This window comes from Pseudomonas sp. PS01303, assembly GCF_029959385.1.
GTDB classification, from domain to species: Bacteria; Pseudomonadota; Gammaproteobacteria; order Pseudomonadales; family Pseudomonadaceae; genus Aquipseudomonas; species Aquipseudomonas rustica.
Map to the genome: position 1 here is coordinate 1 of NZ_JASCPK010000100.1, position 22,109 is coordinate 22,109.

Sequence of the window (22,109 nt, forward strand, 5' to 3'; positions counted from 1 at the left end):
GATCAATACCGCTACAGCCTCAATGATCATCTCGGTTCCTGCGCCCTCGAACTGGACAGCTCAGGCGACATCATCAGCCAGGAGCGCTATCACCCGTTTGGCACGACCGCATGGTTTGCCGGGCGCAGCGAAATCGAAGCGGGTTACAAAACCGTGCGTTACTCGGGGCAAGAGCGGGATGCCACGGGGCTTTATTATTATGGTTTCAGGTATTACGCGCCGTGGATGCAACGTTGGCTGAATCCGGATCCCGCGGGATCGAGTGATGGTCTGAATTTCTATGTGATGGTGCGAAATAATCCAGTGAGACTTCGCGATCGTCGGGGTTTGCAGGGTGAAGACTTCTTCGGCGCAACATTCCACAGTCTTGACCTCTCGGCTCAAGGTTGGGCCAAACACGCGCTCGACAAAGGACTGACAGCGACAACATTGCAGCGTTTTAACAAAGCGACTGGTCGTTACTCCGAAACATTTGACTATCAAATTTTGGAAGTCGGCGCAGCAGAGTCTTCATTGGCAGGCGAACAGGTAATCGAGACGCTGGCCGGATTTCAGAAGAAGTACGATGAACTGGCGCGCATTGAATACAGCAGTGGTAAAGGCAAGTCCCCACTGCACGAATCGATGATGGCAGCCGCAAAACATGCAGAGCGTATGCATGTTTTTGCTAAAGAGGCCTACCAAGGTGATAGCGCGGCGGCTTCAAGCACGAATAAAGACCGTTTTTTCGCGCTGGTGCAGCATGTAAAACCAGATTTTGCTAATCACCAGTTATTGGCCGTGCAGAAAATATCCATGAGTCAACCAGACTCCAGTACCCACAGAGCGTTTGTCAGTGGTGTTGTTCTTCACCCTCTCACCCGTCCTGAAGTGAGAGAAAACTTTCGCAATCAGCCTGGAAAAGAGGCAATTCCGATTTTGCAGGTCACCCGCACCTTCATGACGATTAAAAGCTTGAGTAAAGCCAACAAAGACATGCCATTGAAGGACGTTATGTTTGGTTCTACGAACAGCGATGACTTGAAAGTGCCGGGTAGGCTTGGCGCCAAGGTGACGCATGAGCCTACGCATATGCCACTCCCGAAAGTGACTGCCGGATTTCTCAGGCGATAACGGCCGGTGCGCATTTCGTCAGGGACGCGCATGAGCGTCGATAAGCTAACCCCAGACTGCACAGCCATCGACAGCCGTGGCATGGTGGTGCGGCAGATTGCCTATTGGCAGCAAGATCTCAGCAAGCATGAGGCAAGGAAAACCGTTCAACAGCGTGATGCGGCGGGAAGGATAACGGCCCAGCAGGATCCACGATTGATGAAGGATCCTGCTGCATCTGCCAACCTGGTGTCGACGTATTCGCTGTCCGGAAAGGCGTTGAGCACCGTCAGTGTTGATGCCGGATGGCGTGTCGATCTTTTCGGGGCGGCGGGTCAGAGTATTTGGGGATGCGATGCAAGGGGAAGTCAGCGTCAAGCGGGATACGACAACCTTCTTCGCCCGATCGCGGTATTTGAGCAGGCGAATGATGATGCGTTGTTGTGCACCGAACGCTACGAATATGGCTGGGCTGATTCAGCATTTTCCGAGAGAAACCAGTGCGGGCAGTTAATCCGCCACGATGAGTCGGCTGGAGCTCTGCGATTCGAACAGTTTGGCTTGGCGGGTGAAGTTCTGATGTTAACCCGGCATTATCTGCTCGCACTTGAAGTGCCCGACTGGCCTGAGCCAGTGCCTGAACGTGAGACTTTGCTTGAGCCGGGCACCGAGGCCACAAGCCGTTCGCGGTTCAATGCACTGAGCGAAGTCATCGAACAAACTGACGCCAGAGGTAACCGACAGTTTTTCAGCCAGACCCTCGCCGGCCAGTTGTGCGAGGTTCGTCTGCAATTGGCAAAGGACGTCGCGCCGAAGGTATTGGTCAGCGCCATCCAGTACAACGCCCTCGGTCAGAGGGTGCGGGAAACGGCCGGCAACGGCGTGATCACCTCGCTGGAATACGCCGTTGAGGATGGTCGCCTGACACGACTTCAGGCCAAACGTGGCAGCGACGCTCTGCAAGATTTGCGCTATGACTACGACCCGGTGGGCAACGTGGTCAGCATCGAAGACGCCGCTCTGCCCATTCGCTACTTTGCCAATCAGCAGATCGAACCGATCAACCGTTACGTTTACAACAGCCTCTATCAGTTGATCAAAGCGACGGGATGGGAGGCTGGCGGTTCTAATCAAGGCCCGGCATTTTCGCGGTTTGACGATCCGGCATCGTGTGCCAATTATTCGCAAACCTACCGCTATGACCATGGCGGTAACTTGCTGGAACTGACGCATGACGGGCCGCAGAGTCACAGTCATCGACTGGTGGCGGCTGCGCAGAGCAATCGGTGTTTGCCGGTGATCAATGGCGTGGAACCGAGCGAAGAGGACTTGCGAAAAAGTTTCGATGCCAACGGCAATTTGCTCAACCTTCAACCGGGGCAGGTTTTGCGTTGGGATCTGCGTAACCAATTGCGCGAAGTCAGCCCCGTGGCGAATGACCGTGAGCGTTACGTTTACGGCGCCGACGGTATGCGCGTTCGTAAAGTGCGCTCTACACAGACCAACGCCCGAACGCTGATTTCGGAAGTTCGTTATCTGCCTGGACTAGAGCTGCGCACCCACAGCGGCACGGGGGAAGCGTTGCAGGTGATCACCGTTCAAGCCGGACGCAGCAACGTGCGGGTTTTGCATTGGGAATCCGAGCCGCCGAAAGACATCGCCAACGATCAATACCGCTACAGCCTCAATGATCATCTCGGTTCCTGCGCCCTCGAACTGGACAGCTCAGGCGACATCATCAGCCAGGAGCGCTATCACCCGTTTGGCACGACCGCATGGTTTGCCGGGCGCGGTGAAGTTGAGGCGAGTTACAAAACCGTGCGTTATTCGGGGCAAGAGCGGGATGCGACGGGGCTTTATTACTATGGATTCAGGTATTACATCCCGTGGTTGCAGCGCTGGCCAAATCCGGATCCAGCAGGGACGGTTGATGGCCTTAATATCTATAGTTTCGTTAAGAACAATCCTTCCAGTGGATATGATGATCAAGGGTTGGTGTATAGAGGGACAAACGACAGAATCGAAAAGCTATACACCAAGAAAAAGAACGGCTATCACTTTAAATACCGAGGAAACACGGACACCCTTACAGCTCAGCACACTGAATTATCGCACATGTTTAATTCAGCGATCACCTTATTTAGTCAGCTACTTAAAGAGACGACTGACGAATTAGAAAGTGGCAACACTGAAACATTCAGAAGATACTTACTGGGTTATAAAGCCCGCCAGACCTCAGAAAACAAGACCATTAGAATCATTGAAAAATACAAAACAAATTACAACGCCATCCTTAAAGAAATGCCACGATATCAACAATCCGGGGATCTTTACGACCAGGTTGCTTATATTCAAAACAAACGTGAAAACTTACACGACTACATCGCTTTCATGCACGGCAACGATCCTTATCAGCGAATATTCATCAGAGGGGCCAAATTCAGAAATTTAAATGTACTTGGCCAAGCAAGAGTCGTTGGCCACGAGCTCTTTCATATATTCCTTAAAAAAGCAGACTTTTTCTATTACCCCCTTGAGCTCTCAAGTAAACAATCCGAGAACGATGTCAGCAAAGCAATCAAAGGGCTGGCAACCGTAGTCGACCAAACCCACGTACAACATAAAACCGTTTTCAACGTCATCAGATCGTTTGAAAGCGAGCAATTGGGCAATGCAGATACGTTTGCGGTATATCCAATATATAGATTGAAAGAATCTCAGATAAAGAATGCTCTCCGACAAACTGCTATTTCCCCCTAGGAATGTTTTTGTTTGCATTCGAGATCGAGCTTGCTCCCGAAGACGTCGGCACGGACAACTTCTTCATTGCCTGACCTACCGCCATCGCGAGCAGGCTCACTCCTACAGGGGTTAGGCAGCGGGATCGACGTTATCCAGTGCCTTGTTTACCGCCAATTCACCGAGCATGACCACTTGCGCAATACCCAGCAGGGTCTTGCGATGCGTGCCTTTGAGCAAGGCTGCGAAGTCACCGAGCATGACGGTGGCCGAGGCGAGGGATTCGCAGGCGTTGGCCAGTAAGAATTCGCTGAGGGCAAATGCGCTCCACAGAAATCGATATAACACTGAGCAACTCAGAAAAACGTCCAAGAGTCTACTGTCAACTCTGACAGTAGATCACCGAATAAAAATATCGATACTATCGAACGGCTGCTTTTAGAAGCGGCTCAATATATTCATTACGCCAAGGAATAGACATGAGCAACTCTACTGAAATCTCTACCACGTCGTTGACTGGCCACTTTAAAGCTATTACCACACACGACAGCAAGCCGTACTTGACCAGCGATACAGTGACTTACAGCAGCGACAACGTGACCGGAAGCCAGGGTGCACGCAAACTCGAACTGAAATTTAAAAAAGGCACTCCACCAGGAGAGTATCAATTTGACAAAGGGAATTTCACAGGAGGACGACTCACGAGCCAGCTTCCAGGCCCAGGGATCATCAACACACAATTTATTGTTTTCCAAGGTGACTTAGCGTTAACTGAATCAAGCCTTTCTAGAGTCACAGGCACGTTTCATATAAAACTGGCTGGCACCACGGATCCCAACGAAAAAATCGAGCTTAAGGGCACATTTGATATTCAAGACATTTAACAACCAACCCCTTCATTTTCGTTATAAACAGTGGCATAGAGCCAGAATTGATGCCGAATTAAAATACGTTCACTGTAGGAGCTGCCGAAGGCTGCGATCTTTTGATCTTAAAAACCAAGATCAAAAAATCGCAGCCTCCGGCAGCTCCTACAGGGGATCGTGGGGGTTTTTCAGGTTCCGCCGTTGCGACACACGCCCGCCACGCTGTATTTGATTGTGTTGAGCTGTCCCTTCGAATCTTCGTATGTCATCGCCGTCGGCACCACGGCGCAGGCCGCCTCGGGCTTGACCACGCTCACCACTTTGACCACGTCGAGCTTCATCCCGTACGCGTAATCCTTCACCACCGGCGGCGCTTTGCCTTGGCTGGCGGCGTACTGTTCCATGGCTTTGCTGTTGGCGCTGAGCGCGCGTTCGAAGGTGCGATCACCGCCGCCCTCGGCCAGTGCATTCACTGACACCGCCATCGCTGCAGCGAACGCTATCCGTTTAAAAATCTTCATGTCCATTGCCTCATCGAAAAGCCCGGCATCGGCAGTCGATGACAGGCTTGGTCACGTTCCGAACGCTTACAGCGCTTTGGTTTTCTCGTCTTTTTTCTCGTTCAACACGACAGGGTCGCGGGCCTGTTCCTTGGCGACGAACAGTTCGACGGAACGGTCGTTGGCGGCCATCATTTTTGCGAACGTGCGGTCACCGCCACCTTCGGCCATGACCAGGGAAGACACCGCGAGCGCGGCTGCGAAAGCACTGAGTTGGGCTAGTTTCATGGTTGATTCCTCGTTTAAGTAGCTGACGGGATCAAGGTAACAAGGTGAACCTTTCGTGACGGTGGCGGGGAAATTACAGATCCGTTATCTGCCGAAACAGCCAAATCCCCAGGCTGAAAAAAACCCTTGTGGCGAGGGGATTTATCCCCGCTGGACTGCGTAGCAGGCCCCGCTTTTCCGGATGAAGAGCTGGGGCCGCTGCGCGACCCAACGGGGATAAATCCCCTCGCCACAGGTTTAGCTGCAAGCCTGATGAACTGCATCAGGTCTCATCCCGGCGATGGGCGAGCTGGTAGAGGGCCGGCAAGATCAGCAGTGTGAGGATCGTCGAGGAGAGAATTCCACCGATCACCACGGTCGCCAGCGGACGCTGCACTTCGGCACCGGTGCCAGTCGCGAGGGCCATCGGGATGAAGCCCAGCGACGCCACCAGCGCTGTCATCAACACCGGCCGCAAGCGTGTCAGTGCACCTTCGTTAATTGCATCGGAAAGCGAACGCCCCTCCTCGCGCAAATTACGAATAAACGCGATCATCACCAAGCCATTCAGCACCGCCACACCCGACAGCGCGATAAACCCTACGCCCGCCGAAATCGACAGCGGAATATCCCGCAGCCACAGCGCCATCACGCCGCCGGTCAGCGCAAACGGGATCCCGGTAAACACCAGCAGTCCATCCTTCAGATTGTTGAACATCATGAACAACAACCCAAACACCAACAGCAACGCCACCGGCACGACAATCTGCAAACGCTTGGCCGCCGATTGCAGTTGTTCGAACTGGCCGCCCCAACTCGTCCAGTAACCAGCGGGCACCTGCACGTCACGCTCAATCACTGCGCCGGCTTCGCTGACAAACGAACCGATGTCACGCCCACGCACGTTGGCGCTGACGATCACCAGGCGTTTACCGTTCTCGCGGATGACCTGATTCGGGCCGAGCACCAGGTCGAGGCTGGCGACTTCCTTGAGGGCGATAAAACCGATCTGACTCGCCGTGCCATTCACAGAAGGCACCGGAATCAGCAGCGCCGAGAGCCCGTCGATGTCCTTGCGCATCGCATCGGACAAACGCACAACCATGTCGAAACGCCGATCGCCCTCATACAAAATTCCCGCCTGCCGCCCGCCCACCGCAACGGCAATCGTGTCCTGCACATCCCCCACATTCAGCCCATAACGCGCCGCCTTGTCGCGATCGATATTGATGGTCAGCACCGGCAAGCCAGTGGTTTGTTCAACCTTGACTTCAGACGCGCCGTTGACCTTTTGCATGGCTGCGGCAATCTTCGCCGCCGTGGCGTTGAGCACGTCCATGTCATCGCCAAACACCTTCACTGCGACATCGCTGCGTACGCCGGAAATCAGTTCGTTGAAGCGCAACTGAATCGGCTGCGACAGCTCATAGTTGCTGCCCGGCAAGGTCGCGGCAGCGGCTTGCAACTCGGCCATCAAGGTTTCGCGCGACTTGCGCGGATCCGGCCACTGCTCTTTCGGCTTGAGCATCACGTAGCTGTCGGAGATGTTCGGCGGCATCGGATCGGAAGCGATTTCGGCAGTACCGGTACGAGCGAAGACGCGTTCGACTTCCGGCACTTTCGCCAGAATCACCCTCTCCAGTCGCTGCTGCATATCCACCGATTGCGTCAGGCTGGTGCCCGGCACGCGCAGCGCTTGCAGGGCAAAATCCCCTTCGCTGAGGCTCGGCACAAACTCGCTGCCCATGCGACTGGTGAGCACGCCGCTGAGCACGATCACAGCCAACGCAGCGCTCACCGCGACAGCGCGATGACTCATCACCCAGGCCAGCGCCGGCGCATAAACGCGGCGTGCACCGCGCATCACCGCGCCCTCTTCTTCCTTGACTTTGCCGGTCACGAACAACGCAATCGCCGCCGGCACAAAGGTCACCGACAACAGCATCGCGCCGAGCAAAGCGATGACCACAGTGAACGCCATCGGATGGAACATTTTCCCTTCGACACCGCTCAACGCGAAGATCGGCAGGTACACGACCATGATAATCAACTGCCCGAAAATCAGCGGCCGCCGCGCTTCTTTCGCCGCCGCAAACACCTCCTTGAAACGCTCGGCGCGGGTCAATAAACGCCCATGATGCTGCTGCGCATGGGCCAATCGCCGCAGGGTGTTTTCAACGATTACCACCGCACCGTCGACAATAATCCCGAAGTCCAGTGCGCCGAGACTCATCAGGTTGGCGCTGACTTTGTTGCTGAACATCCCGGTGAAGGTGAACAGCATCGACAGCGGAATCACCATCGCAGTAATCAGCGCGGCGCGGATGTTGCCGAGGAACAGAAACAGAATCGCGATCACCAGAATCGCGCCTTCGATGAGGTTCTTTTTCACCGTGGCGATGGCTTTGTCGACCAGGTGCGTGCGGTCATAAACCGGCACGGCGATCACGCCTTCCGGCAGTGATTTATTGATCTGTTCAAGCTTGCTGGCCACCGCTTGCGAGACCGTTCGACTGTTCTCGCCGATCAGCATGAACACCGTGCCGAGCACCACTTCACGACCGTTTTCCGTGGCCGCGCCGCTGCGCAATTCGCGACCGATTTCTACCGTCGCCACGTTCTTCACGCGGATCGGCGTGCCGTCGACATTGGCCATGACGATGTTGGCGATGTCCTCGGTGCTCGCCACTTGCCCCGGTGCGCGAATCAGCAATTGCTCGCCGCTGCGCTCGATGTACCCGGCGCCGACGTTGGCGTTGTTGCGCTCCAGCGCCGTGACCAGATCGGTGAGCGTCAGTTTGTACGCCGCCAGCCGTTTCGGATCCGGCGCGATCTGATATTCCTTGGCGAAACCGCCGATGGTGTTGATCTCGGCCACGCCCGGCACGTTGCGCAATTGCGGCTTGATGATCCAGTCCTGAATCACCCGCAAATCGGTCGGCGTGTAGCTTGTGCCGTCGTCCTTGAGCGCGCCCTCCTTCGCTTCAACCGTCCACAGAAAAATCTCGCCAAGACCGGTGGAAATCGGCCCCATCATCGCTTCTGCGCCTTCGGGCAATTGCTCCTTGGCGATCTGCAAACGCTCGTTGACCAACTGACGGGCAAAGAACAGGTCGGTGCCGTCCTTGAAGATCACCGTCACCTGCGACAGGCCCGAACGCGACAGCGAACGGGTCTGCTCCAGCGCCGGCAAACCGGCCATTGCCGTTTCAATCGGGAAGGTGATGCGCTGCTCGGTTTCCAGTGGCGAGAACCCGGCAGCGCCGGTGTTGATTTGCACCTGGACGTTGGTGATGTCGGGCACGGCGTCGATCGGCAGTTTTTGATAACTGGCGATACCGAGGCCGGCCATAAGCAGAACGGCGAGCAGCACGATGATGCGCTGCTCGATGGCAAACTGGATCAGGCGTTCGAACATGGGAGTCTTCCGGATCAGTGGCTGTGCTCGGCTGAGGCTTTGCCCAGTTCCGATTTGAGGACGAAGCTGCCGGCGCTGGCGACTTGCACGCCGGGTTCCAGCCCCTGGGTGATTTCCACCTGGCCGGCCGCGCGACTGCCCAACTCAACCGGGCGCGCTTCGAAACCATCGTCGGTGCGCACGAACACCGTAGGTTTGTCCTCGACGGTCTGGATTGCGGTTTCCGGAACGGCGACTTTCACTTCGCGGCTCTCGGTAGCGACCAGCGCGGTGACGAACAGACCGGGGCGCCATGAGCCTTGCGGGTTTTCCAGGGTCACGCGAACGGTTGCAGTGCGGGTTTGTTCGCCGAGCAAACTGCCAACATAGGCCACGCTGCCGACGACTTCCGCGTTCAATTCCGGCGCACTGACGGTGACCGCTTTACCCACTTGCACCTTGGTCAAATCCTTCGGTGAAACGCCGAACGTCACCCACACCCGCGACAAATCCGAGAGCGTGAACGCTGCCGTGGTTTCATCGACCACCTCACCCGGCGTCAGGTGCTTTTCCACCACGACACCGTCGAACGGCGCGCGCAATTCGTAGCGATTGCCGCCGGTGGCGACCACGCTGCCGCTGAGCACGCTGATCTTTTGCCGCGCATTGCTTACGGCGATTTCCGCCTCTTGCAACGCTTGGCGCGCCAAGAGGAAATCCTGCTCGGCGGAGATTTTGTCCTGCCAGAGTTTTTTCTCCCGTTCATAGGTCGTGCGCGCCAACGCCAAACGCCGTTGCGCCGCCGCTTGTTCGCTGCGCTGATCGGAGATCTGCTGACTGGCAATCACCGCCAGCAACTGGCCCTTCTTCACCGTCTGCCCGAGGTTGACCGAGACTGCCTCGACCACCCCCGGCACACGCGGCACCACGTGGGCGGTGCGGTCTTCGTCGAAACGCACTTCGCCGGGGAACGGCAAGCCGAGGCTGATGTTTTGCGGTTTCGCTTCAGCCAATTGAATGCTGGCAGCGGTGATTTGCTCGGCGCTCAATTCGATGTGCCCTTCTTCGCCATGCTCAGCCGCAGCGCCTTCTTCAGCGTGATCGGCGTGATCCGCCGCTTCATCGGCATGCGCGTCGATGGAGGCAGTGCCCGACCACATCGAGCCCACACCAATGCCCAACGCCAATGTCGCCGCAGCGACCACAATCAATTTTTTGTCCATGGAAACTCCTCTGCGCCGTGCCATCGCGCAGTGCTCAAAAAGATGAAATTCAAGGGCTGACGGCGAGCTCGCCGAAGATCCGTTCGATGCGTACGCGGGCGTCGGTAGCTTCGCTGACGGCCTGGATGTATTGGCTGCGCGCGGCGATCAGCGTGCGCTGCGCATCGAGCACATCGAGGAAGCCGAACTTGCCCATTTCAAAGCCGCGCGTGGCGCTGTCGACCGCACGTTGCGCGGCGGGCAGGATGGTCTGGTTGAACGCTGTGACTTCGCCGTTGGCGGTCTGCCATTGCTCAAGACTGGTCTGGATTTCGGTGCGCAACCGCAGTTCGGTGGCGTTGCGCAGATCCCGTGCCTGATCGGTGCGACGCGCGGCGGCGAGCACGTTGCCTTGATTGCGGTTGAACAGCGGAATCGGCATCGACAGGCCGACCACGTTGACGCGTTCGCGCTCGGTTTCGCTGTATTGGCTGCCGAGGCTCACGGTCAGATCGGGGATGCGTTGGGACTTCTCCAATCCCAACGAGGCTTCGCGCTGATCGATTTGCAACTTGGCCAGACGCAGCTCAGCGGTTTCGTTCAGACGCTCTAGCAATTTTGTCGGCGGTGGAACAGCCATCAGGCTTTTCGTCGGTGCCTGCACCTTGGTCGATGCCGGCAAAGGCGCGCCCATCACCTGCGCCAATTGTTGGTAAGCGTTGGCCTGATCGCGCTCGGCGCGGCTCACTTCAAGGCGTACTTCCGAGAGCTGCACTTGCGCCCGCGTGCCTTCAACCGGCGACGATTTACCGGCCTCAATGCGCCCGTCAGCCACGCGCAAACCCTTCTCGGCGAGTTGCAGCGATTGCCGAGACAGATCCAGGCGTTGCTGCGCGGTTTGCGCGCCGTTGAACGCTTGAATCACATCGGCGCGCAAGGCATTGCGCTTGCGCTCCAGCTCGATGCCGGCGGCGTCCTGCGCGCGGCTGGCGACGTCGATCCGTGCACCGCGTTTGCCGCCCAGTTCGATCGGCTGGCTGAGCATGATCGTCGTGGTGCGCGAATCGCGGCGAGTGTCTTCGGCCTCCCAGGAAACTTCGGGATTAGGGATCAAACCAGCCTGCACACGATCACCTTCGGCAATGCCGATTTCCCACTGCGCGGCGGCCAGATCGGGGTTACCGGCGAAGGCGCTTTGCAGGGCTTGATCCAGCGTCAGCGTCGAGGCATTCGCCAGGCTGGCACTGGCCAAAAACAGCAGGCCGCCGAGTGTTTTTTGCAGGCGTGATCGCGCCGTCAGTTCAATTAAACCGGACAATGGCAGACTTCCTTTATTCAAGAATCTTTGATGCCGCCACGGTAGGGTTTTGAACTTATCGACAAGGTGACTGGAACATTACAAATCCGTTATCCACGGTTTGAACTAGTTGTTTTGTTTTAGGATGCGAAGTGCGAACGCTGTTGTCGTAATACATGGAAACAAATGCGGGTTAGATATCTGCTGAACAGCACTTGTGTAGATCAATGTCATGGGGGTTTTGCAGTTTGTGCTGCGACAGGCTGTCGCAGAGCGCCGTTTTAAAGCGCTTGGCAGTTGACCCTGTAGCCACTACAACCTTTATTGTGCGGACTTCCCCTCACCCCTGCCCTCTCCCGGAGGTAGAGGGAGCCGACCGAAGTGTCTGGCGTTAATTATCGACCTGTTACATCAAGTCGATTATGGATTCAGTAAAGCTTTTTCACGTCGGCGTAGTTCTGAAATATCCCCCATTCAGTCCCCTCTCCCTCCGGGAGAGCGCTAGGGTGAGGGCCCTTTGTAATTAAATACCCATTAAATATAAGTGGTGAAAGATCATGCGAATCCTTGTCGTCGAGGACGAGCTTAAAACTGCCGAATACTTGCATCAGGGATTGACCGAAAGTGGATATGTGGTTGACCACGCCGCCACCGGCGCCGATGGTTTGCACCTGGCGCAACAACAGGCCTATGACCTGATTATTCTCGATGTGAACCTGCCCGAACTGGACGGCTGGGGCGTGCTGGAACAACTGCGCAAAACCCACGCCACGCGGGTGATGATGCTCACCGCGCGGGGACGTCTGGCCGACAAGATTCGTGGCCTCGATCTGGGCGCCGACGACTATCTGGTCAAGCCGTTCGAATTTCCCGAACTGCTCGCGCGGGTACGCACCTTGATGCGTCGCAGCGAAAACATTCCGCTGCCGCAGGTGCTGAAAGTCGCCGATCTGGAACTCGACCCGGGCCGCCATCGCGCATTCCGTGGCGAGCAACGCATCGACCTGACCACCAAGGAATTCGCCCTGCTGCACCTGCTGATGCGCCAGTCCGGCGAAGTGCTGACGCGCACGCAAATCATCTCATTGGTGTGGGACATGAATTTCGACTGCGACACCAATGTTGTCGAAGTGTCGATCCGCCGCTTGCGCGCAAAAATCGACGACCCGTTCGACAGCAAACTCATCCACACCCTGCGCGGTGTCGGCTACGTGCTGGAGGCGCGCGAATGAAACCGGCCAGCCTGTCGATGCGCCTCGGTTTGACGGTGAGCATTCTCGGCGCGCTGCTGGTGGTGTTTCTGGCGATCCTCGCCTATTTCGCCCTGACCCATGAGCTGAATGCGCTTTCCAGAGACAGTCTGGAAAAGAAGATGCAACAGGTCGAGCACAGCCTGTCGTTGTACGTCGACGCCAATGAAATCAGCGGTAAACCACATATTTTGCTCGATCAGGTGATGGGCCATGACAACCTCACGCTGACCATTTACGACCGCCTCAATCAACGCTCGCCGCTGCTCAAATCCGGCTCGGGACTGGCCGAGCCACGGGTTGAATTGAAGGTGGTTCGCGCGACCACCGATCAGTTGACCTACAGCGACAGCACCGACGCGGAAGGGAAGAAATTCCTCACTGCCTCGAAACTGATTCGCCTCAAGGACGGCAACAGCGTGCCGGTGCTGTTGTCGGTGGATAACGCCCACGACGAGGCGTTACTCAGCGCCTACTTGCGCTCGACGCTGATTGCCTTGCCGCTGTTGCTGGTGTTCATCGGCCTCACGGCGTGGGGCGCGGTGCAGCGCGGACTGGCGCCGATGCGCGAATTTCGCAAAGTCGCAGCGATGGTCTCGACTCAGGATCTCGATCATCGCCTGTCGGTGGTGAACATGCCGCAGGAGCTCAGTGAATTGGCGCAAGGCATCAACTTCATGCTGCATCGACTGGATGCCGGGGTGCAGCAGCTGTCGCAGTTCTCCGACGATCTGGCGCATGAATTGCGCACGCCGATCAACAACCTGATGGGCAAGGCGCAAGTGACGCTCTAACGCGAACGCAGCGTGGAGGAATACAAGGATGTGCTGGTGTCGTGCACCGAAGAACTGGAGCGTGTGGCGCGGATTGTTTCCGACATGTTGTTTCTGGCGCAAGTGAGTCACCCGTCGGCGCTGGCGCCGTTTGAATCGGTGGCGCTGGAGGTTGAAGTGACGAAGGTGGCGGAGATGTTTTCGCTGTCGGCGCAGGACAAGGGCATTCATTTGAACGTGGTCGGGAGCGCGACGGTGCTGGGTGATCGGCTGATGATTCAGCGGGCGATTTCGAATTTGTTGTCGAATGCTTTGCGGCACTGCCCGAACGGGAAAACCGTCACGTTGTTGATAGAACAAGGTACGACGCAGACGTCGTTGCTAGTGAGCAATCCCGGCGCCGGGATCGAGGCGCAGCATCTACCGTATCTGTTTGACCGCTTCTACCGCGTTGATAGCAGCCGCTCAAGAACGCAGGGCAGCACCGGGTTGGGGTTGGCGATCGTGCGCTCGATCATGAGCCTGCATCAGGGGGTGGCTGAGGTTAAGAGCTTGCCGGGGGTGATGACGGTGTTCCGCCTGGGCTTCTCCACCACCGAATCATCCCTGTAGGCGCTGCCGCAGGCTGCGATCTTTTGCTCTTGTTTTTTAGATCAAGATCAAAAGATCGCAGCCTGCGGCAGCTCCTACATAGATTTTCGGAGGTCGTGTCGGTCGATATTTTCGTACGACTTTTTACCGGTTTGCTCCCGTCCCTACGCAAACACCGAAAGCTCTCGCCGCAACCTCCGTTTTGTCCTACAGCCAGATTTGAGTAGGTAGTTCTATGGTGGTGGCCTTGGCAGATGGAATATCGACGAGAGGCAAAAAATGAACAGGGATATCGTTTGCGAATGGGCTGAAGAAGTCTATGAATTGGCAGTGCTGAAATATTCTGGCTATATTTGTCCAGAATACAGGGGTAAGCCGATGATCATCGTTCCGCTGGCTGAAGCAAAAAACAATTTATCCAAACTCGTCGATGATGCCGCTGCTGGCAAAGTCATTACGATTGCCAAGCATGGCCGAGCGATGGCTCGCCTCGTTCCCGTAGGAAAACCCAGCGCTCAGCGTATTGGCGCAATGAAAGGCAAACTGGTGTTGCCCGACGATTTCGACTCACCATTGCCCGATGACATGCTTGATGCATTTGAGGGCACTCAAGCATGAGGCTTCTGCTCGACACGCACATTTTGCTCTGGACGCTCAGTGATGACGCGAGACTGTCCGGCAAAGCCAGAAAACTGATTGAGAACGCTGCCGATGTCTACATCAGCGCCGCCACCTTTTGGGAAATGGCGATCAAGGTCGGGCTCGGCAAGCTGAATGTTGATCAGGAAGAAGTCCGCCAATCTTGCCTTGATAGCGGCTTTATCGAACTGCCGGTGACTGCAGAACACGCCATCGCCGTGAAGGATCTTGAGCACCATCACCGCGATCCGTTTGACCGCATTATCGTGGCCACAGCAATGACCGAACCGATGAAGTTGCTCACGGCTGATCCTTTGGTTGCTCGGTACACCGACCTGGCTGTTTTGGTTTGACCTGATACCCCAGAAGCCTCAGCGCAGATGGCTTGCAAGCGATAGCGGTGGGTCAGTTGATTTCGATGTTGAATGGCAGACCGCATTCGCTTGCAGGCAAGCTCCCACAGTGACCTGCGGCGTGTGCGGAGTCTGTGGTCACCGCAGAAAAAATGTGGGAGCCAGCCTGCTGGCGAAAGCGGTGGGTCAGTTGATTTCGTCGTTGAATGGCAGACCGCCTTCGCGAGCAAGCCCGCTCCCACAGTGGTTTGTGGCGTACCCAAATTTTGTGAGCACTGCAAAAACCTGTGGGAGCCGGCTTGCCAGCGATGGCGGTGAGTCAGTTGATTTCGATGTTGAATGGTAGGCCGCAATCGCTTGCAGGCAAGCTCCCACAGTGATTTGCGGCGTGCGCGGAGTCTGTGGTCATCGCAGAAAAATGTGGGAGCCAGCCTGCTGGCGAAAGCGGTGGGTCAGTCAATTTTGATGTTGGATGGTAGACCGGATTCGCGAGCAAGCTCAGCTCCTACAAGAGCAAAATCAATAGCCAATCGCGCCACGCTTCCCACCACTCAACACGATGAGCGCAAGCTCGGGTGCAGCTTTTGATCTTAGGGCCCGTCGGGAGGCTGAGTGAAGGGATTCATACGGGGAAAGCATCGAGAGGAGGTGCAGCGAAGCAAACCGTAGGCGATGCCCCCGGATGAACCCGGAGCGAAGGAACCCGAGCCTTAGCGAGGGCCGGACGTCAGGGCACAGACCTTTTGGTTACTTTTGGGGCGTTTGCCAAAAGTGACCCGCCGTAAGGGCGGAACCCTAACCAGCCACCCCCGCAGCAACGGATATGTACACCACCAGCCAAAAAAAAACGGCACCTCCCAGTGCCGTTTTCCAGCTTCAATGTTTACTTCCGCGCATCCGCCCAAGATTTCAGCAGCTCGTTATAACTCACCGTCTCCCCCTTAGGCTTCTCATTCGCCAACTTAGGCTTCGGCGCCCCCGGCTGATCAAACCAATATTGCGCATCCCGCTCCGGATTCATCTTCGGCGCACACACCGCCTGCGCCTTCGAACGCTCCAGACGCGTCATGATCGCATCCTGATCCTTGGCCAACCCATCCAGCGCCTGCTGCGGCGTCTTCTCACCACTCGCCGCCTCAGCAATATGACTCCACCACAACTGCGCCAGACGCGGATAGTCCGGCACGTTAGTCCCGGTCGGCGTCCACTGCACCCGCGCCGGGCTGCGATAAAACTCAACCAGACCACCGAGCTTCGGCGCCAGATCGGTCATCGCCTGCGAGTTGATGTCCGACTCTCGAATCGGCGTCAGCCCGACAATGGTTTTCTTCAGCGACACCGTTTTCGACGTCACAAACTGCGCATACAACCACGCCGCGAGTTTCTGCTTCTCAGGCGTCGACTTCATGAACGTCCACGAACCCACGTCCTGATACCCGAGCTTCATGCCCTCCTCCCAATACGGCCCGCGTGGCGATGGCGCCATCCGCCATTTCGGCGTGCCGTCGGCGTTGACCACCGGCAGGCCCGGTTTGGTCATGTCGGCAGTAAACGCGGTGTACCAGAAAATTTGCTGCGCGATATTGCCCTGCGACGGCACTGGCCCAGATTCGGAGAAGGTCATGCCCGCCGCTTCCGGTGGCGCATAAGCCTTCAGCCAATCGACATATTTCTGCGTGGCGAACACAGCGGCCGGGCCGTTGGTGTCGCCACCACGGGTCACGCTGGAACCGACCGGATGGCAGTCCTCGACGCGAATCCCCCACTCGTCCACCGGCAAACCGTTGGGCAAACCCTTGTCGCCGCCACCGGCCATGGAGAACCAGGCATCGGTGAAACGCCAGCCCAGCGACGGGTCTTTCTTGCCGTAATCCATGTGTCCGTAAACGCGCTTGCCGTCGATTTCCTTGACGTCTTCGCTGAAGAATTTGGCGATGTCTTCATAGGCCGACCAGTTCACCGGCACGCCCAATTCGTAGCCGTACTTTTCCTTGAACTTGGCTTTCAGATCGGCGCGCTCGAACCAGTCAGCGCGGAACCAGTAAAGGTTGGCGAATTGCTGGTCAGGCAGTTGATAGATCTTGCCGTCCGGCGCGGTGGTGAACGAGATGCCGATGAAGTCCTTGATGTCGAGGGTCGGCGAGGTGAAGTTCTTGCCTTCGTTGGCCATCAGGTCGGTGATCGATTCGGTTTTACCGTAGCGAAAGTGCGTACCGATCAGGTCCGAGTCGTTGACCCAGCCGTCATAGATATTTTTGTCGGACTGCATCACCGTCTGCATTTTCTCGACCACGTCGCCTTCTTGCAGCAGGTCGTGGGTGAGCTTGATCCCGGTGATTTCGGTGAAGGCCTTGGCGAGCACTTTCGACTCGTATTCGTGGGTGGTCAGGGTCTCGGAAACGACCTTGATTTCCATGCCGCGAAACGGCTCGGCAGCCTTGATGAACCACTTCAATTCTTCGAGCTGCTGTTCAGCCGTCAGGGTCGACGGTTTGAATTCACTGCCGATCCATTTTTTCGCCGCGTCTTCGTAGGCATCGGCCCACGCGGCGGCGCTCAAACCGCTGAGTGCCAGCATGGCTGCCAATGAAATGCTATGTCGCAGCTTATTGTTTTTGTCGAACATAGAGACCTCCTGTTTAGGATTTCGGAGCACGGTTGCCGAATGACTCGACTAGCCCCAACGCATCACAGCCAACAGCCACACCAGGGACAACGCGGACGCCACCCAGATGCTCCAGTCGGTGGCGCCAATCACCAGCAAATGCAGGTAGGCGCTGCCGAGAAGACCGATAAACAAACGATCGCCACGGGTGGTGGCAATCGGTAGAAAACCTCGCCGCAAGATGCTCGGCGAACGCAATTCCCACGTAGTCATGCCGACCAGCAGCAGACCGATGACGATGAAAAATGCTGCGGTGGGTGTGGTCCAACTCATCCATTCCATCATCAGTTCCTCAGACCCGACCGAGGGCAAAGCCCTTGGCCACGTGGTTGCGAACAAACCAGATCACCAGCATTCCCGGCAGAATGGTCAACACCCCCGCCGCCGCCAGCACGCCCCAGTCGATACCCGATGCTGAAACCGTACGCGTCATCACCGCCGCAATCGGCTTGGCGTTTACCGAGGTCAACGTGCGCGCCAGCAGCAACTCGACCCAGGAAAACATGAAGCAGAAAAACGCCGTGACGCCGATACCGGAGCCGATCAGCGGGATGAAAATCTTCACGAAAAACTTGGGGAAACTGTAGCCGTCGATGTAGGCGGTTTCGTCGATTTCCTTGGGCACGCCGGACATGAAGCCTTCAAGAATCCACACCGCCAATGGCACGTTGAACAGGCAGTGCGCCAAGGCCACAGCGATGTGCGTGTCGAATAGCCCAATCGACGAATACAACTGGAAGAACGGCAGCAAAAACACCGCCGGTGGCGCCATACGGTTGGTCAGTAGCCAGAAGAACAGATGCTTGTCGCCAAGAAAGCGATAGCGCGAAAACGCATAGGCCGCCGGCAGCGCCACGCTCAGTGAAATCACCGTATTCAGGCTCACGTAATACAGCGAGTTGAGATAGCCGTTATACCAACTCGGATCGGTGAAGATCACTTTGTAGTTCGCCAGCGTAAAGTCCTGTGGGAAAAGGGTCAGACCGCCGAGGATTTCGGTGTTGCTCTTGAAGGACATGTTCAGCAGCCAGTAGATCGGCACCAGCAGGAACAGGATGTACACCAGCAACGGAATAAGCTTTCTTTTGCTCATGGCCGGGCCTCAGCGGTTGGCGTCGGAGTGCGTCATGGCGGTGTAGAACAGCCAAGACACCAACAGGATGATCAGGAAGTACACCAGCGAAAACGCCGCTGCCGGACCGAGGTCGAATTGCCCTACAGCCATCTGGGTCAACGTCTGACTCAAGAAGGTCGTGGCATTACCCGGCCCGCCGCCGGTGAGCACGAACGGCTCGGTGTAAATCATGAAACTGTCCATGAAGCGCAGCATCACCGCGATCAGCAGCACGCTCTTCAGTTTGGGCAATTGGATATGGCGGAACACCGCCCAGGCCGAGGCCCGGTCGATGCGTGCGGCCTGGTAATACACGTCGGGAATCGCGCGCAAACCGGAGAAGCACAGCAGCGCCACCAGTGAAGTCCAGTGCCAGACGTCCATCACCAACACCGTCACCCAGGCGTCCATGGTGTTGGCCGCGTAGTTGTAGCTGATGCCCATGGCGTTGAGGCTCGATCCGAGCAAACCAATGTCGGCACGGCCGAAAATCTGCCAGATCGTACCGACCACGTTCCACGGGATCAGCAATGGAATCGCCAGAATGATCAGCACCACTGACGACCAGCGACCCTTGGTCGGCATGGTCAGGGCAACAGCGATGCCCAGTGGAATTTCGATCAGCAACACGCAGGCAGAGTAGATGAACTGACGCAGCAACGAGTCGTGCAGACGCGGATCGAGCAGCACTTGTTTGTACCAGTCAGCACCGACGAAGTAGCGGCTGGACTGGTCGAAGATGTCCTGCACCGAATAGTTGACCACGGTCATCATCGGGATCACCGCACTGAACGCCACCAGCAGGAACACCGGCAACACCAGCCACCAGGCCTTGTTGTTCTGCACCTTGTTCATGGCTGCACCTCGCCGCTGTCGGCTTCAAGCAGAAACTCATCGGCATAAACCATCAGCCACTGCGCCGGAAAACTGATGTACGCGGTGCCCTGCGGCACCGGTTTGTCTTCGGCCAGACGCACTTTCAACGGCGCGCCGTCGAGGTCGAGGGTCATGATCTTGTAGGTGCCGAGGTCTTCGACGTGTACGACGTTTGCCTGCATCGCGTCATCAAACGGCTCGTCCCACACGTGAATGAATTCAGGACGGATACCGACCTTCAGATTTTTCCACTGGCCGTGCTCGATATGTCGCTGCATGGCGTCGGACAAGGGCAAATGTGTCGAGGCGAAACCGACGCCGCCGGGTTGCGGCTGCACTTCGATCAGGTTCATCCCCGGGCTGCCGATGAAATAGCCGACAAAGGTGTGGCTCGGCCGTTCGAACAATTCCCGTGGCGTGCCGAACTGCACAATCTGGCCGCCGTACATCACCGCGATCTTGTCGGCGAAGGTCGAGGCCTCCAGTTGATCGTGGGTGACGTAAACCATGGTGATATTGAACTGCTCGTGGATCTGCTTGAGCTTGCGCCGCAGTTTCCACTTCAGGTGCGGGTCGATCACCGTCAGCGGCTCGTCGAAAAGGATCGCGGAAACGTCATCGCGCACCAGACCACGGCCCATCGAAACTTTCTGTTTTTCGTCGGCGGTGAGGTTGCGCGCCTTTTTGCTCAGGAGGTTTTGCAGGTCGAGCACTTCGGCAATTTCCTGCACCTTGCTGTGCACTTTCGCCTCGGCCATGCCTTGATTGCGCAGGGGGAAGGCGAGGTTATCGAACACGGTCATGGTGTCGTAGACCACCGGAAACTGGAAAACCTGGGCGATGTTGCGCTTCTCCGGCGTCAGGTCGTTGACCGCTTTGCCGTCGAACAAGACGTGGCCCTGCGAGGGGCTGAGCAATCCGGAAATGATGTTGAGCAAGGTCGACTTGCCGCAGCCCGATGGGCCAAGCAAGGCGTAAGCGCCGCCCTGCTCCCAGACGTGATCCATCTCGCGGATCGCATAATCCTCCGCGCCGCTCGGGGTTTTGCTGTAGCTGTGGGCGAGGTGCTGCAAACGGATTTCGGCCATCAGGCAACCCTCGCGACACGCCGGCCCGGTGCTTGCACCAGGCGGCCCTGCGCATCGAAAACGAACAGTTTGTGGGTCGGGATGTAAATGCGGATCGGCGCATCGACGTCGTATTCGTGAACGCCGGGCAAGTGCAGCACCAGCAGGAAATGCTCGTTGCGCACGTGCAGGAAGGTTTCCGAACCGCTGATCTCGGCGACTTCGACGGTGACCGCCAGTTCGAGGTCGTCATCGTTGCTCGGCACCAGCGAGATGTGGCTGGGGCGCACGCCAAAACGGAACTCGCCCTCGCCCACCGGGCGCAGATCGACGTTCAACGGGAAGTGCACAAAATTGGCGAAGCTGACTTCGTTGCCGGCGATGCGCCCCGGCATCAGGTTGATCGGTGGTTCGGAGAACAGTTCGGCGGCGAGCACGGTTTGCGGCTGGTGATACACCGAGGTCGACGGGCCGCTCTGGATCACCCGGCCTTCGTGAAGAATGGTCGTGGTGCCGCCGAGTGCCAGCGCTTCGTTGGGTTCGGTGGTGGCGTAAATCGCAATGGTGTGGCGCGCCTTGAACAGCTCGCGCATTTCCTGGCGCAGTTCTTCGCGCAGTTTGTAGTCGAGGTTGACCAGCGGTTCATCGAAGAGGATCAGCTCGGCATCCTTGACCAGCGCGCGAGCCATGGCCGTGCGTTGCTGTTGGCCGCCGGACAGCTCCAGCGGATAGCGCTGCAGAAACTTCTCGATGCGCAGCATCTTCGCGGTTTCCTGCACTTTGCTATGGATGATCTCTTTGGACACACCGGCCTGACGCAGCGGCGAGGCGATGTTCTCGAACACGGTCATGGTCGGGTAGTTGATGAACTGCTGATAGACCATCGACACGTTGCGCAAACGCACCGGACGCTGGGTGACATCGACGCCGTTCATCAGGATGCGGCCGCTGTCGGGCTTGTCCAACCCGGCCATTAAACGCATGAGGCTGGTTTTGCCGGACAGCGTGCGGCCGAGCAAAACGTTGAACGAACCGGGTTCGAATTTCAGGCAGGCATCGTCGATCCAGGTCTGGCCCTCGACGGTGCGGCTGACGTGCTCCAGGGTGAGTGACATGGCTCGGCCTTTTTATTATTGGAGTCAAGCGACCTGTGCACAGGAGCGAGTTTCGTGCCAGAAATATTAAGTGATTGATTTGTCGCGAAAATCGGTGAAAGCGTGGGGAAACGGCGTTCATTGCTGAACACATTTGAACAGTTGGCCGATTGACAATGAACAATAGTGAACAACACTCTATGAACGCTTTTTGCGAACCGATCCCCCTGTAGGAGCTGCCGCAGGCTGCGATCTTTTGATCTTGATTGTCAAAAAACAGGATCAAGAGATCGCAGCCTGCGGCAGCTCCTACAGGGGATCGAATAA

Annotated in this window: 17 protein-coding genes and 2 pseudogenes; 7 read left to right on the forward strand and 12 right to left on the reverse strand. The window is 56.9% G+C overall.

From position 1 onward, the window contains the following. The coding region (locus QMX93_RS22035) for an RHS repeat-associated core domain-containing protein (RefSeq protein WP_282357951.1) at positions 1–1,113 on the forward strand (1,113 nt) is incomplete at its 5' end. A 30-nt stretch (positions 1,114–1,143) separates the two neighbouring features. Further along, positions 1,144–3,852 (forward strand): RHS repeat-associated core domain-containing protein, encoded by a 2,709-nt coding sequence (locus QMX93_RS22040; protein WP_282357952.1) that lies wholly within the window; start codon positions 1,144–1,146, stop codon positions 3,850–3,852. A gap of 111 nt (positions 3,853–3,963) precedes the next feature. Here the strand turns inward: QMX93_RS22040 and QMX93_RS22045 are convergent. Then, positions 3,964–4,143 (reverse strand): annotated as a pseudogene (locus QMX93_RS22045) (hypothetical protein); the annotation flags it as partial. Between the two features lie 167 nt (positions 4,144–4,310). Between QMX93_RS22045 and QMX93_RS22050 the strand changes: the two are divergent. Next, positions 4,311–4,715: a hypothetical protein gene (locus tag QMX93_RS22050; protein WP_282357953.1), complete on the forward strand. Its 405-nt coding sequence runs from the start codon at positions 4,311–4,313 to the stop codon at positions 4,713–4,715. Positions 4,716–4,885: 170 nt separating this feature from the next. On the opposite strand, the gene QMX93_RS22055 is transcribed toward QMX93_RS22050, so the two are convergent. From QMX93_RS22055 to QMX93_RS22075, 5 genes are all read right to left on the reverse strand, one after another. Continuing rightward, complete coding sequence (locus tag QMX93_RS22055; RefSeq protein ID WP_282357954.1) at positions 4,886–5,218, reverse strand: DUF2790 domain-containing protein; 333 nt, start codon at positions 5,216–5,218, stop codon at positions 4,886–4,888. 66 nt (positions 5,219–5,284) lie between these two features. Next, on the reverse strand, positions 5,285–5,485 hold the full coding sequence (locus QMX93_RS22060; RefSeq protein WP_212544705.1) for a co-regulatory protein PtrA N-terminal domain-containing protein: 201 nt from the start codon (positions 5,483–5,485) through the stop codon (positions 5,285–5,287). Between the two features lie 262 nt (positions 5,486–5,747). Further along, positions 5,748–8,882, reverse strand: a complete 3,135-nt coding sequence (locus QMX93_RS22065; RefSeq protein ID WP_282357955.1) for a CusA/CzcA family heavy metal efflux RND transporter — start codon at positions 8,880–8,882, stop codon at positions 5,748–5,750. A gap of 14 nt (positions 8,883–8,896) precedes the next feature. After that, complete coding sequence (locus QMX93_RS22070) at positions 8,897–10,084, reverse strand: efflux RND transporter periplasmic adaptor subunit (RefSeq protein WP_282357956.1); 1,188 nt, start codon at positions 10,082–10,084, stop codon at positions 8,897–8,899. A gap of 49 nt (positions 10,085–10,133) precedes the next feature. Continuing rightward, positions 10,134–11,381 (reverse strand): TolC family protein, encoded by a 1,248-nt coding sequence (locus tag QMX93_RS22075; protein WP_282357957.1) that lies wholly within the window; start codon positions 11,379–11,381, stop codon positions 10,134–10,136. 536 nt (positions 11,382–11,917) lie between these two features. On the opposite strand from QMX93_RS22075, the gene QMX93_RS22080 reads away from it, so the two are divergent. The 4 genes and pseudogenes from QMX93_RS22080 to QMX93_RS22095 all read left to right on the forward strand — a co-directional run bounded on the left by QMX93_RS22080 (position 11,918) and on the right by QMX93_RS22095 (position 14,966). Continuing rightward, positions 11,918–12,592 (forward strand): heavy metal response regulator transcription factor, encoded by a 675-nt coding sequence (locus tag QMX93_RS22080; RefSeq protein WP_282357958.1) that lies wholly within the window; start codon positions 11,918–11,920, stop codon positions 12,590–12,592. After that, positions 12,589–13,995, forward strand: a pseudogene (locus QMX93_RS22085) (heavy metal sensor histidine kinase). The gene QMX93_RS22080 and the pseudogene QMX93_RS22085 overlap by 4 nt, the downstream one beginning before the upstream one ends. Positions 13,996–14,253: 258 nt before the next feature. Continuing rightward, positions 14,254–14,592, forward strand: coding sequence for a type II toxin-antitoxin system prevent-host-death family antitoxin (locus QMX93_RS22090; protein WP_282357959.1), 339 nt, complete (start codon positions 14,254–14,256; stop codon positions 14,590–14,592). Next, complete coding sequence (locus QMX93_RS22095) at positions 14,589–14,966, forward strand: type II toxin-antitoxin system VapC family toxin (protein WP_159813916.1); 378 nt, start codon at positions 14,589–14,591, stop codon at positions 14,964–14,966. The genes QMX93_RS22090 and QMX93_RS22095 overlap by 4 nt, the downstream gene beginning before the upstream one ends. An 883-nt stretch (positions 14,967–15,849) precedes the next feature. Here the strand turns inward: QMX93_RS22095 and QMX93_RS22100 are convergent. Genes QMX93_RS22100 through QMX93_RS22125 form a run of 6 tightly spaced genes read right to left on the reverse strand, consistent with a single transcriptional unit; the run spans position 15,850 to position 21,803 of the window. After that, the gene (locus QMX93_RS22100; RefSeq protein WP_053121662.1) at positions 15,850–17,592 is read right to left on the reverse strand and encodes an ABC transporter substrate-binding protein; all 1,743 of its coding nucleotides are present in this window, start codon (positions 17,590–17,592) and stop codon (positions 15,850–15,852) included. Positions 17,593–17,640: 48 nt separating this feature from the next. Then, a complete protein-coding gene (locus tag QMX93_RS22105; protein WP_053121664.1) occupies positions 17,641–17,913 on the reverse strand; it encodes a DUF2160 domain-containing protein in 273 nt (90 codons plus the stop codon). A 10-nt stretch (positions 17,914–17,923) separates the two neighbouring features. Continuing rightward, entirely contained in the window at positions 17,924–18,724 is an 801-nt protein-coding gene (locus QMX93_RS22110) for a carbohydrate ABC transporter permease (protein ID WP_008083745.1), read from the reverse strand. A gap of 9 nt (positions 18,725–18,733) precedes the next feature. Next, positions 18,734–19,600 carry a sugar ABC transporter permease gene (locus QMX93_RS22115; RefSeq protein ID WP_007912484.1) on the reverse strand — a complete coding sequence of 289 codons (867 nt, stop codon included), beginning with the start codon at positions 19,598–19,600 and terminating at the stop codon, positions 18,734–18,736. Next, positions 19,597–20,709, reverse strand: a complete 1,113-nt coding sequence (locus tag QMX93_RS22120; RefSeq protein WP_282357960.1) for an ABC transporter ATP-binding protein — start codon at positions 20,707–20,709, stop codon at positions 19,597–19,599. Before QMX93_RS22120 ends, QMX93_RS22115 begins: the two co-directional genes overlap by 4 nt. Continuing rightward, positions 20,709–21,803, reverse strand: a complete 1,095-nt coding sequence (locus QMX93_RS22125) for an ABC transporter ATP-binding protein (protein ID WP_007912480.1) — start codon at positions 21,801–21,803, stop codon at positions 20,709–20,711. Before QMX93_RS22125 ends, QMX93_RS22120 begins: the two co-directional genes overlap by 1 nt. Positions 21,804–22,109 lie beyond the last annotated feature (306 nt).